This is a genomic window from Kitasatospora aureofaciens, from assembly GCF_001188955.3.
Classification (GTDB): Bacteria; Actinomycetota; Actinomycetes; order Streptomycetales; family Streptomycetaceae; genus Kitasatospora; species Kitasatospora aureofaciens.
In genome coordinates this window covers 79,724-98,689 of sequence record NZ_JPRF03000012.1, presented here as the reverse complement: position 1 = coordinate 98,689, position 18,966 = coordinate 79,724, and the positions used below count along the sequence as shown (strand labels likewise).

The window sequence follows — 18,966 nt, the reverse complement described above, 5'->3', positions numbered from 1 at the left end:
CCCCAGGCACCACCGTCCCCCCGGAAGGACCGGCGTGTTCCGAGCGCAGCCTCCGCGCACCGCACAACTCACCCCGTGGGAGGGCGACGGCCCGGTCTCCGGCGTCGCCCTGCTGCTGCCCGGCGGATTCATCCGCAGCCGGCGCGGACCGTTGCGGATCGCCGAACTCGGCCTGCGGGGGCTCGCCGCCGAACTCACCGGCCGCGGCCGCCCGCACGGCCTCGCGGTGCACCTGCTGCGCTACCGCTACAGCGGCTGGAACGGCGCCGACGCCGACACCGCCGTCGACACCCGGTGGGCGCTCGACGAACTCGAACGCCACTACCCCGGCGCACCGGTGGTGCTCATCGGCAACTCGCTCGGCGGGCGGGCCGCGTTCTGGTGCGCGGGGCACCCGAACGTCGCCGCGGTCGCCGGAATCGCCCCCTGGCTGCCCAGCGGCGACAAGGTGGAACACCTCGCCGGCCGCCGGGTGCTGATCGTGCACGGCACGGCCGACCGCAGCGCGGCGAGCGCCACCCAGTCCCTGGAGTACGCACTGCGCGCCCGGCAGGTCACACCGGAGCTCGCGCGCTACGAGGTGCCCGGCGGCAGCCACTACCTGGTCCGGCAGAGCGCCGCCGTCAACGCGCTGACCACGGACTTCACGCTCGCCGCGCTGGGTGCCGGCACGGCGCCGACCGCGACGGGTGCGGTCTGCACCCGGCTCCCGGCGCGGGCGTAGCGCCCCGGTGCGGCGGGGACGCGCCTCACCCACTCGCTTCCGGGAACCGACCCTGCCGATCGGCAGGGCCACCCAGCGAACCCCGTGATCGCTTTATGCCGATCGGCACATGTGCGGAGGGGGTGTCAGCGACCAGCCTTGGAGTCACCGAGACGGCGGCCACCGGGGCCGCCGGAGAAGGGAGTCTCCACCATGTTCCGCACCACCCGCACCGCCCGTAGCACCCGCACCGCCGTGGCCGCCGCCCTCGGGGCCCTCGCCCTCACGGCACTCACCGCCGCTGCCCCAGCTGGCGCGACCCCCTCCACCGAGACCACCGCGGCCGCCCGGGTCAACGGATCCGCCCGGATCCACTACGCGCCCAGCCCCAACGACGACATCCGGTTCACCATCGACGCCGAGGGCGTGCCCTACACCCACCCCGTCCCCGGCTTGCCCACGGGCCTCCCCACCGATGCCCGGGGCACCGTCCACTTCTCCCACCGCACGGCTTCCGGGGACTTCCGCGAGGCCGACGCGACGGTCGACTGCCTCGCCACCGGCGGGCCCGTAGCCACCCTGTCCGCCGTGATCACCAAGTCGAACGGCATACCGGTCGGCGAGCGCATAGGCCTGAGCATCTACGACGCCCACGGCCACGGCAGGGACCGCCTGGGCTTCTCCTGGGGCGTGGCGAACATGGACCTGGACAAGGACGGCAACCCCTACCAGCCCGTCGTCGGCACCTGCATGGCGCCGGCCCCCTTCGCCCCGGTCACCCGCGGCACCTTCACCGTCCACTCCGTCGAGCTGACCGACGCCCCTAGCTGAAGTCCCCTGACCGGGGCCCGAGCACAGCAACCGGCCCGGAAACACGAGGCGAACCATGACCCCCACACATCGGCCCAGCACTCATCAGGCCCTCACCCCCGAGGTCGGCTCCTCCACCGTCGACACCTGCTGGAACCGGCTCTCCCCACGGAGTCGCGGAACTGATTCGACGTCACACCGGTGTTCTCCCCCGAGGCCCCTTCCGCACGCGTCCGAGCCTCCGCCCTCGGAGACCACACGCCCATCACCAAGACCGCCGCCCTCGACCTTGGGCGCGCCCCGCCCACGAAATCGCATTGGCGGTCCGCCGCTCCTCCTGCCTATCGTCTGGGCATGACCACCCGAACCTTCCGCATCATGGTGCGCGGCGTCTTCGACGGCCTCACCGACGAGCAGCGCGCCGAGCTCCTCGCGGCCGCGCCCGAACACGACGTACTGCACGCCACCTTCACCCGCGAGGGCCACCTCAGCTACGACCTCAACGCCCGCGCGGCCTTCACCTTCCGCTTCCTCGACGAAGGCGAGGCGGAGGAGGACATCCTGGAGGCCGCCGAGCGGGCCGAACAGGCGGCGCAGTCCTGGCTGACCGACCGCGGCTACGGCTACAAGAACCTCCGCTCCCAAACCGAGGACCTCTCCCAGGCCCCCCTCGGCAAGCGGCAGCGCCGCGCCGCCAACGGCACCCGCTGACCGACCCCCCCTCCGCCACCTCCTTGACGGCTCCGCACGTGCATATACTTGAGCAGTCAAGGAGGTGGCAATGACAAGCCCAGCAGACGCAGCGGACCCGACGGCCCCCACGAGCCCGATGACCGGCCCCGGCCCCGACCCCGCAACCGGCCCCAATCCCATGACCGACTCCCGCCCCGACCCACTCGACACCGCCCTGCGCCTCGTCCGGGCCCAGACGGCCGTGGTCAAGCGCTTCGACTCGAGCCTCAGCGGCCTGCACGGCGTGAGCCTGTCCGACTTCACCCTGCTGCTGCACCTCGCCCAGGCCCCCGGCGGCCGGATGCGCCGGGTCGACCTCGCGGAGGCCCTCGGCCTCACCGCCTCCGGCGTCACCCGAGGCCTCGCTCCGCTGGAGCGGATCGGCCTGGTGACCCGCGAGGCGGCTGCCCGTGACGCCCGGGTCGCCTATGCCGCTCTCACCCCGACCGGTCGCGAACGGCTGGCCGAGATGCTGCACACCGCCCGACAGGTCGCCGCCGAGCACTTCGCCCCCGAGCAGTGGAGCGCCGAGGGCCTGACCCAGCTGTCCGCCCTGCTCACCCGACTCGGCGGCACCGCCCCCGAACACCGCCACATCCCGAGGCCGTGACCGGGCCCCACCCCACCCGACCCCCCGTCCTGCCCCCGCCCTAGGCTGAACCGGTACCAGCACTACCACCCGCACCACCCGCACCACGGCACATCCCGCGAAGGCAGCACCATGACCCGCACCCCCGGCACGTCGCTCCGCCGGGAGCCCACCCTCGCGGACGCCCGACACAGGCACCGGCGGCAGACCCACCGGGCCGGCCCCGGCAGGTACGGCGCGCAGCCGTCCGACCCCGCACCGTACGCCGCCCGTGCCTTCGCCGCCGCCGGCACTGGCACCGACACCGGCCACGGGGACGACCGCTGGGAACACGGCGGCTTCGCCGTCCGCTTCTTCCCCACGAGCTGGTGGACCGGCTGGCCGAGGGCTGGCACCTCGCCGACGTCCGCCCGTTCGAGGAGAGCGAACCGCCTCGCCGCCTCCGGCGCACCACCCCAGGAGACCCCCCGATGACCGCCCCCAACAGCGTCACCCCCGACCTCACCGTCGACGGCACCGGTCTGCTCTGCGTCCAGCTCCTGCTCCGCCTGCGCGCACAGATCGCCGACCTCCCGGCCGGCGCGGTGGTCCACATCCACACCACCGACCCCGCCGCCCCGCTCGACCTGCCCGCCTGGTGCCACCTGACCGGCCACGAGTACCTCGGCCCGGTCCCTTCCCCGGCGCCGGACCGCGAGGTGTACGCCCTCCGCCTCACCTCCGCCCCCGTCCGGACCCGCCCCGGCCGCCCCTGGCACCCGGACCCCACCCCCACCCCCACCCCCGCGCCCACCACGACGCCGCCCACCCCCACGCCCACCGAAGACGCCAACTGAGCCCGCCCACCGGGAAATCCCCGCGCGCCCGCCGCCTCCCCGGTGAAGACTGCCCCCATGCCCACCGCAGGCCCCGCCCCGGAAGGCCCCCGCGCCAACCACCTCCTCGGCCACCCGCCCGACGCCCGCCTCCTGCTCCTCAACTGCGACGACCTCGGCCTGGACGAGTCCGTCAACCTGGCCGTCATCGAGTCGGTCCAGCAGGGCATCGCCGCCTCCTGCAGTCTGATGACCCCCTGCCACGCCGCCCCGCACGCGCTCCGGCTCCTGCGCCGCCACCCGGAGATCCCCTTCGGCATCCACCTCACCCTGGTCTGTGAGACGCCGCACCTGCGCTGGGGCCCGCTCACCGCGCTCGACCGGGTGGCCTCCCTCCTCGACCCCACCGGCGAGCTCTACGCCCCCACCCCCGCCGGCCGCGCCGCGCTGGCCACCCGCGCCCGACTCGACCACGTGGAGCGCGAGTTCCGCGCCCAGATCGAAGCGGTCACGGCGAGCGGCCTCAGCCCGACCCACCTCGACTTCCACTGCCTCGCCGACGGCGGCCGCGAGGACATCCTCGACCTCGCCCTCGCCCTCGGTGCCGAGTACGGCCTCGCCGTCCGGGTCTGGCTGCCGCCCGCCCTGGCCCGGCTGCGCGAGCGCGGACTGCCCGTCGTCGACCACGGCTTCCTCGACAGCTTCGCCGTCCCGCTGGAGGACAAGCCGGCCCACTACGCCCGCCTGCTCGCCGCCCTCCCGCCGGGCCTGACCGAGTGGGCCGTCCACCCCGGCCTGGCCACCGGCCCGCACCCTCGCATCCCGAGGAGCAGCCCGACCGACGACGGCTGGCGCGTCCGCCGCACCGACTACGAGTTCCTCGTCTCCCCCGAGGCCCGCCGCCTGCTCGCCGAACACGGCGTCACCGTGCTCGGCTACCGTCCGCTGCAGGAAGCCTGGCGAGCCGCCCGAGGCCGGGTCACGCCGGGCTCCCCGCACCCGCCGGTTGTGCCACGATGAGGAGAAAGCGTAACGGCCGGACTACGCAGGGAGGTTGACCACCATGGATCCGATGCTCAGTTGCCGCTGGCGCGATCAGGACGGCGAGTGGGAACTGTCCGTCCGCCACAACGGTTCCGACTGGGAGTTGTTCGCCGCCGCACCGCTCTGGTCGGAGTCGCTCCCCTTCGCCGGGCCGGACGAGGTCCGCCGACTGGCTCAGGCACTGCTCGACCTGCCCGCCGATCCGGAGCCGTACGAGTTCGAATGGGAGCTCTCCCGGACGGAGTTCGCGCGCACCGAGAAGGAGCGCACCCACTTCGCGACCTTCGCCGTCGGGCTGGATCCGACCGACGACCACCGTCCGTACCTCGCCTACCAGTCGTACCACCAGCTGGGGCAGGCCACCGGGCTCGGTCTGGAGGTGATCTGCGAGGACCCTCCGGTCGACCACCTCCGCGCCCAGGCCCACGCCTTCCTCACCAACTGCCCCGGCCCGCCGCCCCTCCGGCAGTGAACCCCCGGCAGCGGGCCGGACCACCGGACGCCCTCAGCCGAGGGCCCGCACGGCCCAGTCCATCACCTCGGCCGAACTCTCCGGCGCCGCCCATCCGTTGACCACCGCCAGCAGCTCGAGGTAGCGCTCCCGTCGCGGGTCCGCCATGGCCCTCAACCGCTCCACCAACCGCTCCCTCAACCGGGCCCGCAGCACCGGCCCGTCCAGCCCGTCCGCACCCACCAGCCGGGCGTACCGCTCCAGCAGCAGGTCGCCCACCCGCGCCGCCTCCGCCGCATCGGGCGCCACCCCGCCCGCAACCGCCGGACCGGCCAACTCCCTCACCAGCACCGCCAGTCCAGGTCGAGGAACGGCTCCCGCACCGACCGCCGCCGCTTCCGCGGCCTCCTCCGCCGCCAATCCGCGCAGCAGCTCACGGAATCCGGCGTCCTCGGCCAGCAGCGCCAGCTCCACCCAGGCCTCGACCTGTTCGGCCGACGCCTCCTCCGGCAGCTCCGGAGTCAACGACCGCGCGGCCCCTTCGAAACGACCGTCCCGGGAAGCACCTGCGCCGAACACCTCGGCCAGGAACTCCCCGACCAGGCGCCCCCGTTCGTCCTGCGTCAACCGGGCCAAGCGGTGCACGAGCGTCAACTCCTCTGCGGTGGCCCCGCGCGCGGCCACCGTCCGCAACACCGCCTGCCGCAGCCGCAGCACCCGGATCCGGACGTCGAGCGCCGCCGCGTGCGCCGCCGCGACCTCGGGCAGCCCGTGCTCGCGCTCCATCACCTGCCGGACCTCGGGCAGTCCGAGCCCGAGTTCGCGCAGGGTGCGCACCAGATCCAGGCGCGCGACGGCGTCCGCGCCGTACCGCCGGTGGCCGGCCGGGTTGCGGTCGGCCGGCGACACGATTCCCTGGTCCGAGTAGAACCGGACGGTCTTCACCGTCAGCCCGGTCCGCCGGGCCAGCTCGCCAATGGTGAGGAGCGGGCCGGTCGTTGGAAGCGGGCCAGTGGTCGGAAGCGGGCCAGTGGTGAGGAGCGCATCGCCGTTCATGCCCACCACCCTGCCGCCTCCCCCTACAGGAGCCGCAAGCCCGCCCTCAGGAAGTACGCCGCAGCAGCGCCAGGTACATCGCGTCCGTCCCGTGCAGGTGCGGCCACAGCTGCACGTCCGGCCCGTCCCCGAGCGCTGGCACGCCGGGCAGCAGCGGCCGCGCGTCGACCCACTCGACCCGGCCGCCCTCCCCTCGCAGCACGTCGTCGACGACCGCCCGGGTCTCCGCGAGGTGCGGCGAACAGGTCGCGTAGCCGACCACGCCGCCGACCCGGGTGGCCTCGATCGCCGAACGCAGCAGGTCCCGCTGGAGCGGTCCGAAGGCCGCCACATCGGCCGGCCGACGCCGCCAGCGCGCCTCCGGACGACGCCGCAGCGCGCCCAGGCCGGAGCACGGCACGTCGACCAGCACCCGGTCGAAGCCGCCGGAGCGCCAGGCCGGGCGCGTCCCGTCGGCGGCGATCACCGTGTACGGGCCGGGGTTGCCCTCCAGTGCCCGCGCCACCAGCCGGGCCCGGTGCGGCTGCTTCTCGCTCGCGACCAGCGCCGCGCCCCGCTCGGCGGCCAGCGCGCCGAGCAGCGCGGCCTTGCCGCCCGGTCCGGCGCAGCCGTCCAGCCAGAGCCGGTCCGGTCCCTCCAGCGGCGCCGCGGCCAGCGCCAGCGCGACCAGCTGGCTGCCCTCGTCCTGCACGCCCGCCCGGTTCTCCCGCACGGCGGTCAGCGTGCCCGGGTCGCCGCCCTCGGCGAGCCGCAGCGCGAACGGGGACCAGCGCCCCGGCGTGGCCTCCGGCAGGGCGTCGGCCAGCTCGCCGACGGTGGCCCGGCCGGGCCGGGCGACCAGGGTGACCTCGGGCCGCTCGTTGTCGGCCCGCAGCAGTTCCTCCACCGCGGTGCGCCCGGAGGCGTCCGGCTGCCAGCGGCCGAGCGAGTCCCAGAGCGCGGAGACCACCCAGCGCGGGTGGGAGTGCACGACTGCGAGGTGGTCCTCGGCGTCCTTGTCGTACGGCGGGGCGACCTGCTCGATCCAGCCGTCCAGGTCGTGGGCACTGATCCGGCGCAGCACGGCGTTGACGAACTTGGCCTTGCCGTCGCCGAGCACCACCCGGGCCAGCTCGACGGTCGCCGAGACGGCCGCGTGGCTGGGGATGCGGGTAGTGAGCAGCTGGTGGGCGCCGAGCGAGAGGACGTCCAGCACCGGCGGGTCGACCTTGCTCAGCGGCCGGTCGATGCAGGCCGCGATGATCGCGTCGTAGGTGCCCTGCAGGCGCAGGGTGCCGTACACGAGCTCGGTGGCGAGGGCGGCGTCGCGCCGGTCCATGCCCTTCTGCTCGGCCTCGCGCAGCAGGGACGGCAGGATCAGGTTGGCGTACGCGTCGCGCTCGTCGACGGCGCGAAGGGCGCGGAACGCGACGATCCGGGCCGGGTCCTTCTTCGGCCGGCGGTGCGGCCGGGGCGCGCGCCCGGCGCCGGAGTTGCCGGGCCGACCGGAGCTGCCGGGGGTGCCGGAGTTGCCGCGGGAACTGGGGGTGCTCACAAGTGCCTCAAAGTGCTGCGATGGTTATCAGAAGATCTCGAACGAACAGTAACGCCAAACCCGGCGGTCAGCCCCATGGGGCGCCCCGGGGCCCGCGAACGGCGCTCAGGCCCCGAAGCGCTCCCCCGCCTCCAGCCGCGCCCCGCGCGCCCAGTCGGCCGCCCGCATCTCCTTCTTCCCCTGCGGACGCACCTCCCCCAGCTCGATGTCGTGGCTCCCGGTGCCGACCCGCACGCTGTTCTTGCCGACCATCGCGACCTCGCCCGGCGCCAGCTCGGCGGTGTCCGGCAGCAGCTTGACCGGCCCGGTGACCTTCAGCCGCTCGCCCCGGAACTCCGTCCACGCGCCCGGCGCCGGCGCGCAGCCGCGCACCACCCGGTCGATCCGCAGGGCCGGGTGGTTCCACTCGATCCGCGCATCCTCGACGCTGATCTTCGGCGCGAGGGTGACGCCTTCGGCCGGCTGCGGCACGGCGTACAGCGAGCCGTCCTCGATCCCGTCCATGGTGGCGGCCAGCAGCCGGGCGCCCGAGTGCGAGAGCCGGGTGAGCAGTTCGCCGCTGGTGTCGCTCGGGCGGATCTCCTCGGTGATCACACCGTAGACCGGGCCGGAGTCCAGGCCCTGCTCGATCAGGAAGGTGGACGCACCGGTGACCTCGTCGCCGGCCAGCACCGCGTGCTGGACCGGGGCCGCGCCGCGCCAGGCGGGCAGCAGCGAGAAGTGCAGGTTGACCCAGCCGTGGACGGGGATCTCCAGGGTGCCGGGGCGCAACAGCGCGCCGTAGGCGACCACCGGGCAGCAGTCGGGGGCGAGTTCGGTGAGGCGGGCGACGAAGTCGGGGTCGCTGGGCTTCGCCGGCTTGAGGACCTCGATCCCGGCCTCCTCGGCGCGCTGGGCGACGGGGCTGGCGACCAGCTTGCGCCCGCGCCCGGCGGGGGCGTCGGGGCGGGTGACCACCGCGACGACCTCGTGCCGGTCGGAGGCGAGCAGCGCGTCCAGGGCGGGAACGGCGACCTCGGGGGTGCCGGCGAAGACGAGACGCATCAAGTGCCTTTCTGGAAAAGGAGATTGGAGGACGAACTCAGCGCGCCGAGCCGAAGGTGCTGTGCGGCGATATCTTGACGACCGGCGCCGGACCGGCGCCCCAGTCGCTCTCCCGGATCGCCTTGAGCGCGGCCTTTCGCTGCTCCCGGTCGAGTCGGTCGATGAAGATGATGCCGTCCAGGTGGTCGGTCTCGTGCTGGATGCACCGGGCGAGCAGCTGGGTGCCCTCCACCGTGACCGGGTCGCCGTACATGTTGAAGCCCCTGGCGACCACGCCGTGGGCGCGCCTGGTGTCGTAGCGCAGTCCGGGCAGCGAGAGGCAGCCCTCCGGGCCCTCCTGCTCCTCCTCGCTGAGCGACAGGTCCGGGTTGATCAGGTGCCCGGTGACACCGTCCACGTGGTACGTGAACACCCGCAGCGAGACGCCGAGTTGGGGCGCGGCGAGGCCTGCGCCGGGGGCGTCGAGCATGGTGTCGGTGAGGTCGCTGACCAGGTTGCGCAGTTCCTTGTCGAAGGTGGTCACCGGCTGGGCGGTGGCCCGCAGGACGGGGTCTCCGAAGAGACGGATCGGCTGGATCGCCACGGGGTACGGGCTCCTGTCCGCGAGGGCACGGGCTTTCGGGCAACGGCTGGTTCACCGCAAGTCTATGCAACTCCCCCGGCCGCTCCGACGGGCCGTCCTCGGACGCCCGCACCCTCCTGCCCACAACACCCGCACCCTCCTTCCCACGACGCCCGCACCCGCTTCTGGCATATCCCGAGTCGCCGAGCGGCGTTACCCCGGCCCCCGCTTCGGCGTTGGTCAAGAGAGATTGACCGGGGCCGGGCGCACGGGACACCGAGCCCCGGCCGAGCTGAACCGTACGGAAGGTGGCACGTAGGCCATGGCCGAGCAGATCAACCACGACGCCCGGGCGCGGGCGAGCCTGCACCTGCTGGTGCGGGACATCGAGCGGGTGAGGCGCCAGGTCGACGCGCTGCGGACGCTCACCGCCCAGCTGGGCAACGTGTACCGACCGCGCCGACCGAGCACCTCGGCCGGCTTCGTGGTGTACGGACGGGCGCCCGCGCCGACCGTGCGCCTGGCGCAGGAGCTGCGGGAGAGCGTGGAGACCCTGGTGGCGGCGGCGGTCGAGTTCGACCGCGCGCTGGGCTTCTCCTGGGACTCGGTGGGCTCCGCCCTCGGGGTCACCAAGCAGGCCGTGCACCGCCGCTACGGTATGCGCCGCCCCACCAGCGAACTCCTCGCCGCCAGCGGCGCGGTCCCGGGCCCCGGCCGCCCGGACCGCTCCGAGGAGCTCCCCGCCGCACCCACCGAGCGCGGCGGCCTGGCCGCCACGGTCCCCGCCGCCCGCCAGGGCGGTCTGGACCGCACCGCCCTGGAGCGCAACGCCCTCGACCGCACCCCGATCGACCGCGCCCCGATCGACCGAAGCACCATCGACCGAAGCACCATCGACCGATCCGGCATCGAGCGCCCGCAGCCCGACCGCACCAACATCCCCCTCCGCGGCTGACCGACGCCGTCACGACAACCGGGCCGTCCGGGGCGGGGTGGCCCACTCACCCCGCCCCCAGCGACCTCAGCCGATGTCCGTCGGATCCACCCGCACCCGCACCGCCTCCGCCGTCCGCAGCGCGATCCGGGCGATCTGCGCCGCCTTGAGCGCCGCCGCCAGGGCGGCCCCCTGCCCGGGCGCCACCCGCAGCAGCGCCCGTTCCTGCTCCTCCCCGCGCAGCGCGGGCACCGGCACCGGCCCGAGCACGTCCGCGCCCTCCGGCAGCCGGATCAGGTTCAGCAGGTCGGCGACGGCCGCCGGGCTGCCGCTCACCGAGGCCATCCGCGACACCGGCGGGAAGTGCAGCTGCGCCCGCTCGTCCCGTTCCAGTCCGGCGTGCCCGAGCGGGTCCCAGCGCACCAGCGCCTGCACCGGTCGGGCCGACGGCTCGGCGACCACCACCACCGTCCCGCCCTCCCCGGACGGCCGAGCGAGCGCGGCCGCCGCCAGCCAGAGCCGCAGCGCCTCCTCCCCGGCCCGCAGGTCGGGCCGGCTGAGCAGCGCCCAGCCGTCCAGCAGCAGTACGGCTCCGTACCCGCCGCCGCCCTCGACCACCGGCTCGGCGCCCGGGGTGGAGATCACCAGCGAGGGCTCGTCGGGCACGGTGTCCAGCACCGCGTCGCGCCCCGAGGTCCGCACCGGGATCCGCGGAAAGGCCTTGCCGAGTTCCTCCGCCGTGCGGCGGGCGCCGACCACCTGCGCCCGCAGCCGGAAGGAGCCGCACTCGGGGCAGTGCCAGTCGTTCTCCGCCTCCCCGCACCAGCCGCACCGCAGCGGGGCATCCGCCGAGGGCGCCTCCAGCGGGCCCTCGCAGCGCCGGCAGCGGGCGGGGGTGCGGCAGCGCCCGCAGGCCAGCCGGGGGACGTAGCCGCGCCGGGGCACCTGGATGAGCACCGGATGCCCGGCCGCCAGCGATTCCCGGGCGGCCTCCCAGGCCACCGAGGGCAGCCGGGCCGCCTGGGCGGCGGCGTCCCGGTGCTGGTCCTGGTCGGTGACGGTGCGCACCCTGGGGGCGACCTGCCGGACGGTCTCCCGGTCGGCGACCAGCGGCCGCGCCCAGCCGGTGCTGACCAGTTGCGCGCCCTCCACGGTCACCGCATGCCCGCCGAGCAGCACCGCCGCGCCCTCGTCGGCGGCGCGCAGCAGCGCGACCTCGCGCACGTGCGGGTGCGGGGCGCGCGGGTCGCTGTGGCTGCCGTCGCCGTCGGACCAGACCACGACCAGACCGAGGTCGCACACCGGCGCGAACATGGTGGCCCTGGTGCCGATTGCGGCGTGCACCGAGCCGCGGCTGACCGCGAGCCAGCGCCGGTAGCGCTCGCGCGGGCCGAGTTCGGCCTCCAGCGCCACGTGCAGCCCCGGTCCGAGCAGTTCGGTCAGCGCCTGGTCGACCCGGGCCACCGACCGCCGGTCGGGCAGCACGACCAGCGCGCCGCGCCCGCCCGCGAGCGTCGCCGCCACGGCCCGGGCGATCTCGTACGGCCAGCCGGGCCCGGGCAGCGCCGCCCACACCGCGCGCGGCGAGCCGCCGCCGGCCAGCGCGGCGAGGAAGTCCGGTCCGGCCGGGTAGCGCTGCCACCCGCCGGCTGCCGGGGGCTGGGGGCGAGGCAGCGGTGGCGGCGAGGGCTCCGCCTCGGCCTTGGCGTGCCGGGGCGGGACGGCCAGTTGCAGCACGTCGGCGAGGGTCCCGGCGTACCGGTCGGCGACGGTGCGGCACAGTCGCAGCAGCTCCGGGGAGAGCACCGGCTCGGGCGAGAGCACCTGGGCGAGCGGGGCGAGCGGGCCCGCGAAATCGCTCTTCTCCAGCCGGGCGACGATGAACCCGTCGTGCAGTTCCCCGCCCTCGCGCTGGCCCTTCACCACCCGCGCCCCGAAGCGCACCCGCACCCGGGCGCCCGGTCGGGCCTCCTCGGCCATGGCGGCGGGCACCTCGTAGTCGAAGAACTTGTCGATGGTGAGCACGCCCTTGTCCACCACGACCCGGGCCACCGGCAGGTGCTCCGCCCGCTTTGCACCCTTCCACGTCCGGGGTTTGGCCCGTTTGACCGTCTCCCGGATGAACGCCAGCTGCTCCGGCTCGGCGGCCCCGTTCTCCCCTGTGCTGCTCATCGCTCCCAAGTACTACCAGGTCACACCGACACCGCGCACAGAACCGACACCGCGCACACAGCGGAGCGGCGCCCACCCCCGAAAGGGTGGGCGCCGCTCACACACCAGGTCAGTCCCGGACGGCAGCCTTCAGCTGCTCGACCCGGTCGGTGCGCTCCCAGGTGAAGTCCGGCAGCTCACGGCCGAAGTGGCCGTAGGCGGCGGTCTGGGAGTAGATGGGGCGCAGCAGGTCCAGGTCGCGGATGATCGCGGCCGGACGCAGGTCGAAGACCTCGGAGACGGCCTTCTGGATGGTGAGGACCGGCACGGTCTCGGTGCCGAAGGTCTCCACGAACAGGCCGACCGGCTCGGCCTTGCCGATCGCGTACGCGACCTGCACCTCGGCGCGGCTGGCGAGGCCGGCGGCGACGATGTTCTTCGCCACCCAGCGCATCGCGTACGCGGCCGAGCGGTCCACCTTGGACGGGTCCTTGCCCGAGAAGGCGCCGCCACCGTGGCGGGCCATGCCGCCGTAGGTGTCGATGATGATCTTGCGGCCGGTGAGGCCGGCGTCGCCCATCGGGCCGCCGATCTCGAAGCGGCCGGTCGGGTTGACCAGCAGGCGGTAGCCGTCGGTGTTCAGCTTGATGCCCTGCTCGGCCAGCGCCTTCAGCTCCGGCTCCACGACGAACTCGCGGATGTCCGGGGTCAGCAGCGACTCCAGGTCGATGTCACTGGCGTGCTGGGTGGAGACGACCACCGTGTCGAGGCGGACGGCCTTGTCGCCGTCGTACTCGATGGTGACCTGGGTCTTGCCGTCGGGGCGCAGGTACGGGATGGTCCCGTTCTTGCGGACCTCGGTGAGGCGGCGGGAGAGGCGGTGCGCCAGGGTGATCGGCAGCGGCATCAGCTCGGGCGTCTCGTCGGACGCGTAGCCGAACATCAGGCCCTGGTCGCCGGCACCCTGCTTGTCCAGGTCGTCCTCGTCACCCTCGACCCGGGCCTCGTACGCGGTGTCGACACCCTGCGCGATGTCGGGCGACTGGGCACCGATGGACACCGAGACACCACAGGAGGCGCCGTCGAAGCCCTTCTTGGAGCTGTCATAACCGATCTCCAGGATCTTGTCCCGGACGAGCTGGGCGATCGGCGCGTACGCCTTGGTGGTCACCTCGCCGGCCACGTGCACCTGGCCGGTCGTGATGAGCGTCTCCACGGCGACCCGGGACGTCGGGTCCTCCCGCAGGAGAGCGTCAAGGATGGTGTCGCTGATCTGGTCAGCGATCTTGTCGGGGTGTCCCTCGGTCACGGACTCCGAGGTGAACAGGCGGCGAGACACAGCGCTCCCTGGGGTTGCAGCGGCTGCTGACTGAAGGCCCCCGGCGAACCGGGGACATCCGGAAAGACTTGATTCCTGGAGTCTAACCGGCTGGTTCCGTCGAACGTCACCTGCTTCCGGAAATCAAGAGCGTTCTCGATCGGGACTCGATCAGTTCCGACCCGGTTCCCACCGCTTTGCGACCAGATCCCAGACGACGTCCGCGAGCGCCTCCTTCGGCCCCACCGGTACGGGGGTCTCACTGCCGTCCGAGCCGAGCACCACGGCCTCGTTGACGTCCTGACCGAAGGCCTTGCCGTTGCCGACCTCGTTGACCACCAGCAGGTCGCAGCCCTTGCGCGCGAGCTTGGCGCGGCCGTTGGCGAGCACGTCGTCGGTCTCCGCCGCGAAACCCACCACGAGTTGACCCGAACGGGGGCGGTGCGCCGACAGCTCGGCCAGCACGTCGGGATTGCGGACCAGCGCGACGGGCGCCGGCTCGACCCCCTCGACCTTCTTGATCTTGCCGGTCGCGTACTCGGCGGGCCGGAAGTCCGCCACCGCCGCGGCCATCACCACGGCGTCCGCGTCCTCGGCCGCCTTCAGCGCCGCCTCGCGCAGCTCCAGCGCGGTCGAGACGTGCACCACGTCCACCCCGGCCGGATCGGGCAGCTCCGCGTTGGCCGAGAGCAGGGTCACCCGCGCCCCGCGCGCCGCGGCGGTCACGGCGAGCGCGTACCCCTGCTTGCCGGAGGAGCGGTTGCCGAGGAAGCGGACCGGGTCCAGCGGCTCCCGGGTGCCGCCGGCCGAGATCACCACGTGCCGCCCGGCCAGGTCGGTGGGCACCGGCCCGCCGCGGCGCAGCACGGCCCGGCAGGCGTCGAAGATCGCGGCGGGCTCGGGCAGCCGCCCCTTGCCGGTGTCCTTGCCGGTGAGCCGCCCGACGGCCGGCTCCAGCACGATCACGCCCCGGCGGCGCAGCGTGGCGACGTTCTCCCGGGTGGCCGGGTGCTCCCACATCTCGGTGTGCATCGCGGGCGCCAGGACGACCGGGCAGCCGGCGGTGAGCAGGGTGTTGGTCAGCAGGTCGTCGGCGAGCCCGTGGGCGGCCTTGGCCATCAGGTCGGCGGTGGCGGGGGCGACCACCACCAGGTCGGCCTGCCGCCCGATCCGCACGTGCGGCACCTCGTGCACGTCCTCCCAGGTCTCGGTGGCGGCCGGGCGGCCGGACAGCGCGGCCCAGGTGGCCTCGCCGACGAAGTGCAGCGCGGCCGCGGTGGGCACCACGGTGACCTCGTGGCCGGACTCGGTGAACCGGCGCAGCAGCTCGCACGCCTTGTAGGCGGCGATCCCGCCGCTGACGCCGAGGACCACGCGGGGGGCGTCCGCACTCGCGCTCATCTACCGACCTTTCTCCGCAGCTCGAACCCGCCCACCCTACGACCCCTCAGCTGCCACCCGCACCGTGCCCCACAGCACACCACCGGAGGGCCCGGCGACCCCGGCCCGGAACACCGCAGGCCCGGCAGCTCGGACACAGAACACCGGAGGGCCCGGCGGAATGATTCCGCCGGGCCCTCCGGTGAAGGTACGGGCCTGCCTCAGGCAGCCTCGATCGCCTCGGCCGTCAGCATGCCCGCGTTGATCTCGCGCAGCGCGATCGACAGCGGCTTCTCGTGCACGTGGGTGTCGACCAGCGGGCCGACGTACTCCAGCAGGCCCTCGCCGAGCTGGGAGTAGTACGCGTTGATCTGGCGCGCGCGCTTGGCGGCGTAGATCACGAGGCTGTACTTCGAGTCGGTGGCCTCAAGCAGCTCGTCGATCGGCGGGTTGATGATGCCCTCGGGCGCGGTCATGGAAGAGGACACGCGAAAACCTTCCGAAAGGGTGGAAAAGACTGGCAGGTCAGGCTACACCGAGCAAGGCTAGCAGTTCGGCCGCTACCTGCTCGACGGAGGTGTTGACAAGGGTCGTGTCGAACTCGCGCTCGGCCGCGAGCTCGACCTTGGCCGCCTCCAGCCGCCGCTTGATCACGTCCTGCGGCTCGGTGCCGCGGCCGGTCAGCCGGCGGACCAGCTCGTCCCAGCTCGGCGGGGCCAGGAAGACCAGCTGGGCCTCCGGCATCGACTCGCGCACCTGGCGGGCGCCCTGCAGGTCGATCTCCAGCAGGACGGGCTCGCCGCGCTCCAGCTTCTCCAGCACGGCCGCGCGCGGGGTGCCGTAGCGGTTCCCGGCGAACTCGGCCCACTCCAGCAGCTCGCCGTTGGCGACCAGCTTGTCGAACTCGTCGTTGTCGACGAAGTGGTACTGAACCCCGTTCTTCTCGCCCGGCCTCGGGTGCCGGGTGGTGGCCGACACCGAGAGCCAGACCTCGGGGTGCATCTTCCTCATATGAGCGACGACCGTGCTCTTGCCGACCCCCGAGGGGCCGGAGAGCACGGTCAGCCGCGGACGCTCACTCATGCACCGATTATCCCGGATCGCGGACGATCCCGGGACCACGGGGGCACGGTCAGGCGGCGCCACCGCCGAACTCCCGCTCCAGGGAGGCGATCTGGTTCGTGCCGAGACCGCGGACACGGCGGCTCTCGCTGATGCCGAGGCGCTCCATGATCTGCTTGGCACGGACCTTGCCGACGCCCGGAAGGGACTCCAGCAGGGCCGACACCTTCATCTTGCCGATGACGTCGTTGTCGTTCTTGCCGGCCTTGATCACCTCGTGCAGGGAGGCGCCGGAGTGCTTGAGCCGGTTCTTGACCTCGGCGCGCTCCCGGCGAGCCTCGGCGGCCTTGGCGAGCGCGGCGGTGCGCTGTTCAGGGGTAAGGGGCGGAAGAGCCACGCCGTTCACCTCAGGGTATGGAAGGAAGGGATTGAGCTATGACTGGTTCGGTACCTAGGACACCGTCCGCAAGAGGAGCCCAATGGGGAACCACAGGGCCCTGACCTGCGGGAGCTACGGGTTCGCGGCTCGCCGATGACCTATCGCCGGACACTACCCGCATTGCGGCGCCACGTCAGGAAAAGAACACGAAAAGTCCTGGTCAGCCACGGCCGACCAGGACTTTCCGGGGCAAAATGACCGCGATTGCGAAACTTTGACGGCGTCGATGTGACGGCGCTCACGTCAACTCCGGTGCCGCGCCGCCGTCCTGCGGACACTGCGCACGGTCACCGGGCGGCTACCGGCCGGATGCCTTCCGCTACTTGACGGCTTCCGCGAACTCCCCGACGAAGCGCTCCGCCGCCTCCCGCAGGGCCGGCACGGACGGACCGTGCCTGAGCACGTCCCGGCTGACGCTCGGCACCACGTTGATGACCGAGGCGCCGAACACCCGCGGCAGGTCCGCCATGGTCGCACCCTGGGCGCCGATCCCGGGGGCCAGCAGCGGGCCGTTGATGGCCAGGTCCACGCCCGCGTCGGCCAGCGTCGCGCCGACCACCGCGCCGAAGGAGCCCAGCGGCGCCGCGCCCGCGTTCTCGGCCGCCAACTGCCGCAGCACCGAGGCCGCGACCGGCTCGCCGTCCGCGCCGACGGCGCGCTGCACCTCGGCGCCCTCCGGGTTGGAGGTGAGCGCCAGGGCGAACACCCCGCAGCCCTGCTCGCGGGCCAGGTCCAGCGCCGGGCGCAGCGAGCCGAAGCCCAGGTACGGGCTGACCGTGACGGCGTCCGAGAACAGCGGACCGGCGGGCGACAGGAAGGCCTCCGCGTAGGCGGCCATGGTGGAGCCGATGTCACCGCGCTTGGCGTCCATCAGGACGAGCGCGCCGGCCGCCCGGGCCTCCTCGACGCTCTTCTCCAGCACCGCGACGCCCTTGCTGCCGAAGCGCTCGAAGAAGGCGGCCTGCGGCTTGAGCACGGCCACCCGGTCGGCCAGGGCCTCCACCACGGTGCGGCTGAAGGTCTCCAGCCCGGCGAGGTCGTCGCCGAGGCCCCAGGCGGAGAGCAGGGAGGCGTGCGGGTCGATGCCGACGCAGAGCTGGCCGCGGGTGTCGAGGGCCTGGCGCAACCGGGCGCCGAACGGGGCGAGGGTCATGTCGTCCTTCCGAGGGTCGTGCGGGCGTGCCGCAGGTCGTGCGGGCGGTGCGGGCGGTTCAGGGGCTAGGAGCCGCGGACGGCGCTGCCGACGGCCGCCGCGAGGTCGCGGAAGCCCCCGGCGCGGACCCGGGCGGACAGGCCCCGGTGGATCCGGCGGCACCAGAACGGGCCCTCGTAGATGAAGGCGCTGTAGCCCTGCACGAGGTCGGCGCCGTGGATGATCCGCTGCCAGGCGTCCTCGGCGGTCTCCACGCCGCCGACCGAGACCAGCGTCAGCCGGCCCCCGGTGCGGGCGCGCAGCCGCTGCAGCACCTCCAGGGCCCGGGCCTTGAGCGGGGCGCCGGACAGGCCGCCCATGCCGATCTCCTCGACCCGCTTCGCGTCGGCCCGCAGGCCCTCGCGGCCGATCGTGGTGTTGGTGGCGATGATGCCGTCCAGGCCCAGCTCCAGGGCGAGGTCGGCGACCGCGTCGACGTCCTCGTCGGCCAGGTCGGGGGCGATCTTGACCAGCAGCGGCACGTGGTGCGCGGTGGTGCGGTCGGCGGCCTCGCGGACGGCGGCGAGCAGCGGGCGCAGGTGGTCGACGGCCTGGAGGTTGCGCAGCCCGGGGGTGTTCGGCGAGCTGACGTTGACCACCAGGTAGTCGGCGTACTTGGCCAGCCGCTCGGTCGACTTGACGTAGTCGGCGACGGCGTCGGCCTCCTCGACCACCTTGGTCTTGCCGATGTTGACACCGATCACCGGGGTGGAGCTGGTGTGCGGGCGGGCGGCCAGCCGGGCCGCGACCCGGGCCGAGCCCTGGTTGTTGAAGCCCATCCGGTTGATCAGCGCGCGGTCCTCGACCAGGCGGAACAGCCGGGGCGCCGGGTTGCCGGGCTGGGGCTCCCCGGTGACGGTGCCGATCTCGACGTAGTCGAAGCCGAGCATCGCCAGGCCGTCGATGCCGACGCCGTTCTTGTCGAAGCCGGCGGCGAGGCCGAACGGGCCGGGCAGGTCCAGGCCGAGGGCCCGGGTCCGCAGCGCCCGGTCGCGCGGGACGAGGACCAGCCGCACCAGGGTGCGCAGGCCGGGGACGGAGGAGGCGAGCCGGATCCAGAAGAAGGCGAGGTGGTGGGCCTTCTCCGGGTCCATCCTCTTGAAGACGAGATCGAACAGAAGCTTGTACAAAGTGGGGTCAACTCCCGCAG

The 18,966-nt window shown here is 73.7% G+C and carries 20 protein-coding genes and 1 pseudogene; 9 read left to right on the top strand and 12 right to left on the bottom strand.

The window, feature by feature from the left end; translation table 11 throughout:
* The first annotated feature begins 34 nt into the window (after nucleotides 1-34).
* The 8 genes from HS99_RS05465 to HS99_RS05430 all read left to right on the top strand — a co-directional run bounded on the left by HS99_RS05465 (nucleotide 35) and on the right by HS99_RS05430 (nucleotide 5,165).
* The gene (locus HS99_RS05465) at nucleotides 35-724 is read left to right on the top strand and encodes an alpha/beta hydrolase (RefSeq protein WP_046386142.1); all 690 of its coding nucleotides are present in this window, start codon (nucleotides 35-37) and stop codon (nucleotides 722-724) included.
* Nucleotides 725-916: 192 nt separating this feature from the next.
* Complete coding sequence (locus tag HS99_RS05460) at nucleotides 917-1,534, top strand: hypothetical protein (protein ID WP_030557883.1); 618 nt, start codon at nucleotides 917-919, stop codon at nucleotides 1,532-1,534.
* 333 nt (nucleotides 1,535-1,867) lie between these two features.
* The gene (locus HS99_RS05455) at nucleotides 1,868-2,224 is read left to right on the top strand and encodes a DUF6204 family protein (protein ID WP_030287345.1); all 357 of its coding nucleotides are present in this window, start codon (nucleotides 1,868-1,870) and stop codon (nucleotides 2,222-2,224) included.
* A 70-nt stretch (nucleotides 2,225-2,294) separates the two neighbouring features.
* Entirely contained in the window at nucleotides 2,295-2,855 is a 561-nt protein-coding gene (locus tag HS99_RS05450) for a MarR family winged helix-turn-helix transcriptional regulator (protein WP_232543178.1), read from the top strand.
* A gap of 111 nt (nucleotides 2,856-2,966) precedes the next feature.
* Complete coding sequence (locus HS99_RS05445; protein WP_030557882.1) at nucleotides 2,967-3,308, top strand: hypothetical protein; 342 nt, start codon at nucleotides 2,967-2,969, stop codon at nucleotides 3,306-3,308.
* Nucleotides 3,305-3,670, top strand: coding sequence for a sulfurtransferase TusA family protein (locus HS99_RS05440; protein ID WP_063737785.1), 366 nt, complete (start codon nucleotides 3,305-3,307; stop codon nucleotides 3,668-3,670). Before HS99_RS05445 ends, HS99_RS05440 begins: the two co-directional genes overlap by 4 nt.
* A gap of 57 nt (nucleotides 3,671-3,727) precedes the next feature.
* A complete protein-coding gene (locus HS99_RS05435; protein WP_050366890.1) occupies nucleotides 3,728-4,669 on the top strand; it encodes a polysaccharide deacetylase family protein in 942 nt (313 codons plus the stop codon).
* A gap of 34 nt (nucleotides 4,670-4,703) precedes the next feature.
* The gene (locus HS99_RS05430; protein WP_084768256.1) at nucleotides 4,704-5,165 is read left to right on the top strand and encodes a hypothetical protein; all 462 of its coding nucleotides are present in this window, start codon (nucleotides 4,704-4,706) and stop codon (nucleotides 5,163-5,165) included.
* Nucleotides 5,166-5,198: 33 nt separating this feature from the next.
* Here HS99_RS05430 and HS99_RS05425 read toward each other — a convergent pair whose 3' ends face one another.
* The 4 genes from HS99_RS05425 to def form a co-directional block, all read right to left on the bottom strand.
* Nucleotides 5,199-6,200 carry a MerR family transcriptional regulator gene (locus HS99_RS05425; protein WP_078938744.1) on the bottom strand — a complete coding sequence of 334 codons (1,002 nt, stop codon included), beginning with the start codon at nucleotides 6,198-6,200 and terminating at the stop codon, nucleotides 5,199-5,201.
* A gap of 46 nt (nucleotides 6,201-6,246) precedes the next feature.
* Nucleotides 6,247-7,734, bottom strand: coding sequence for an RsmB/NOP family class I SAM-dependent RNA methyltransferase (locus tag HS99_RS05420; protein ID WP_046386157.1), 1,488 nt, complete (start codon nucleotides 7,732-7,734; stop codon nucleotides 6,247-6,249).
* A gap of 105 nt (nucleotides 7,735-7,839) precedes the next feature.
* Complete coding sequence (gene fmt / locus HS99_RS05415; protein WP_030290285.1) at nucleotides 7,840-8,778, bottom strand: methionyl-tRNA formyltransferase; 939 nt, start codon at nucleotides 8,776-8,778, stop codon at nucleotides 7,840-7,842.
* A gap of 37 nt (nucleotides 8,779-8,815) precedes the next feature.
* Nucleotides 8,816-9,361, bottom strand: coding sequence for a peptide deformylase (def, locus tag HS99_RS05410; RefSeq protein WP_030553699.1), 546 nt, complete (start codon nucleotides 9,359-9,361; stop codon nucleotides 8,816-8,818).
* A 301-nt stretch (nucleotides 9,362-9,662) separates the two neighbouring features.
* Here def and HS99_RS46295 point away from each other — a divergent pair.
* A pseudogene (locus HS99_RS46295) lies at nucleotides 9,663-10,100 on the top strand (hypothetical protein); the annotation flags it as partial.
* A gap of 261 nt (nucleotides 10,101-10,361) precedes the next feature.
* On the opposite strand, the gene HS99_RS05400 reads toward HS99_RS46295, so the two are convergent.
* The 8 genes from HS99_RS05400 to HS99_RS05365 form a co-directional block, all read right to left on the bottom strand.
* Entirely contained in the window at nucleotides 10,362-12,446 is a 2,085-nt protein-coding gene (locus tag HS99_RS05400) for a primosomal protein N' (protein WP_030553697.1), read from the bottom strand.
* A 109-nt stretch (nucleotides 12,447-12,555) separates the two neighbouring features.
* On the bottom strand, nucleotides 12,556-13,764 hold the full coding sequence (metK, locus tag HS99_RS05395) for a methionine adenosyltransferase (protein ID WP_030290280.1): 1,209 nt from the start codon (nucleotides 13,762-13,764) through the stop codon (nucleotides 12,556-12,558).
* A 150-nt stretch (nucleotides 13,765-13,914) separates the two neighbouring features.
* Nucleotides 13,915-15,144 (bottom strand): bifunctional phosphopantothenoylcysteine decarboxylase/phosphopantothenate--cysteine ligase CoaBC, encoded by a 1,230-nt coding sequence (gene coaBC / locus HS99_RS05390; RefSeq protein ID WP_030290274.1) that lies wholly within the window; start codon nucleotides 15,142-15,144, stop codon nucleotides 13,915-13,917.
* 200 nt (nucleotides 15,145-15,344) lie between these two features.
* On the bottom strand, nucleotides 15,345-15,611 hold the full coding sequence (rpoZ, locus tag HS99_RS05385; protein WP_030240625.1) for a DNA-directed RNA polymerase subunit omega: 267 nt from the start codon (nucleotides 15,609-15,611) through the stop codon (nucleotides 15,345-15,347).
* 37 nt (nucleotides 15,612-15,648) lie between these two features.
* Nucleotides 15,649-16,206 carry a guanylate kinase gene (gene gmk / locus HS99_RS05380; RefSeq protein ID WP_030290272.1) on the bottom strand — a complete coding sequence of 186 codons (558 nt, stop codon included), beginning with the start codon at nucleotides 16,204-16,206 and terminating at the stop codon, nucleotides 15,649-15,651.
* A gap of 49 nt (nucleotides 16,207-16,255) precedes the next feature.
* Nucleotides 16,256-16,582, bottom strand: coding sequence for an integration host factor, actinobacterial type (gene mihF, locus HS99_RS05375; protein WP_030290269.1), 327 nt, complete (start codon nucleotides 16,580-16,582; stop codon nucleotides 16,256-16,258).
* A gap of 361 nt (nucleotides 16,583-16,943) precedes the next feature.
* On the bottom strand, nucleotides 16,944-17,777 hold the full coding sequence (gene pyrF, locus HS99_RS05370; protein ID WP_030553695.1) for an orotidine-5'-phosphate decarboxylase: 834 nt from the start codon (nucleotides 17,775-17,777) through the stop codon (nucleotides 16,944-16,946).
* Between the two features lie 65 nt (nucleotides 17,778-17,842).
* The gene (locus tag HS99_RS05365; RefSeq protein ID WP_030553694.1) at nucleotides 17,843-18,946 is read right to left on the bottom strand and encodes a quinone-dependent dihydroorotate dehydrogenase; all 1,104 of its coding nucleotides are present in this window, start codon (nucleotides 18,944-18,946) and stop codon (nucleotides 17,843-17,845) included.
* Nucleotides 18,947-18,966 lie beyond the last annotated feature (20 nt).

Excerpts from the sequence above, each read along its gene's own strand:
- pyrF (WP_030553695.1), bottom strand. The coding sequence starts at position 17,777 with ATGACCCTCGCCCCGTTCGGCGCCCGGTTGCGCCAGGCCCTCGACACC.
- coaBC (WP_030290274.1), bottom strand. The coding sequence starts at position 15,144 with ATGAGCGCGAGTGCGGACGCCCCCCGCGTGGTCCTCGGCGTCAGCGGC.
- HS99_RS05425 (WP_078938744.1), bottom strand. The coding sequence starts at position 6,200 with ATGAACGGCGATGCGCTCCTCACCACTGGCCCGCTTCCGACCACTGGC.
- gmk (WP_030290272.1), bottom strand. The coding sequence starts at position 16,206 with ATGAGTGAGCGTCCGCGGCTGACCGTGCTCTCCGGCCCCTCGGGGGTC.
- HS99_RS05460 (WP_030557883.1), top strand. The coding sequence starts at position 917 with ATGTTCCGCACCACCCGCACCGCCCGTAGCACCCGCACCGCCGTGGCC.
- HS99_RS05440 (WP_063737785.1), top strand. The coding sequence starts at position 3,305 with ATGACCGCCCCCAACAGCGTCACCCCCGACCTCACCGTCGACGGCACC.
- fmt (WP_030290285.1), bottom strand. The coding sequence starts at position 8,778 with ATGCGTCTCGTCTTCGCCGGCACCCCCGAGGTCGCCGTTCCCGCCCTG.
- HS99_RS05435 (WP_050366890.1), top strand. The coding sequence starts at position 3,728 with ATGCCCACCGCAGGCCCCGCCCCGGAAGGCCCCCGCGCCAACCACCTC.
- HS99_RS05445 (WP_030557882.1), top strand. The coding sequence starts at position 2,967 with ATGACCCGCACCCCCGGCACGTCGCTCCGCCGGGAGCCCACCCTCGCG.
- HS99_RS05400 (WP_030553697.1), bottom strand. The coding sequence starts at position 12,446 with ATGAGCAGCACAGGGGAGAACGGGGCCGCCGAGCCGGAGCAGCTGGCG.
- HS99_RS05450 (WP_232543178.1), top strand. The coding sequence starts at position 2,295 with ATGACAAGCCCAGCAGACGCAGCGGACCCGACGGCCCCCACGAGCCCG.
- HS99_RS05455 (WP_030287345.1), top strand. The coding sequence starts at position 1,868 with ATGACCACCCGAACCTTCCGCATCATGGTGCGCGGCGTCTTCGACGGC.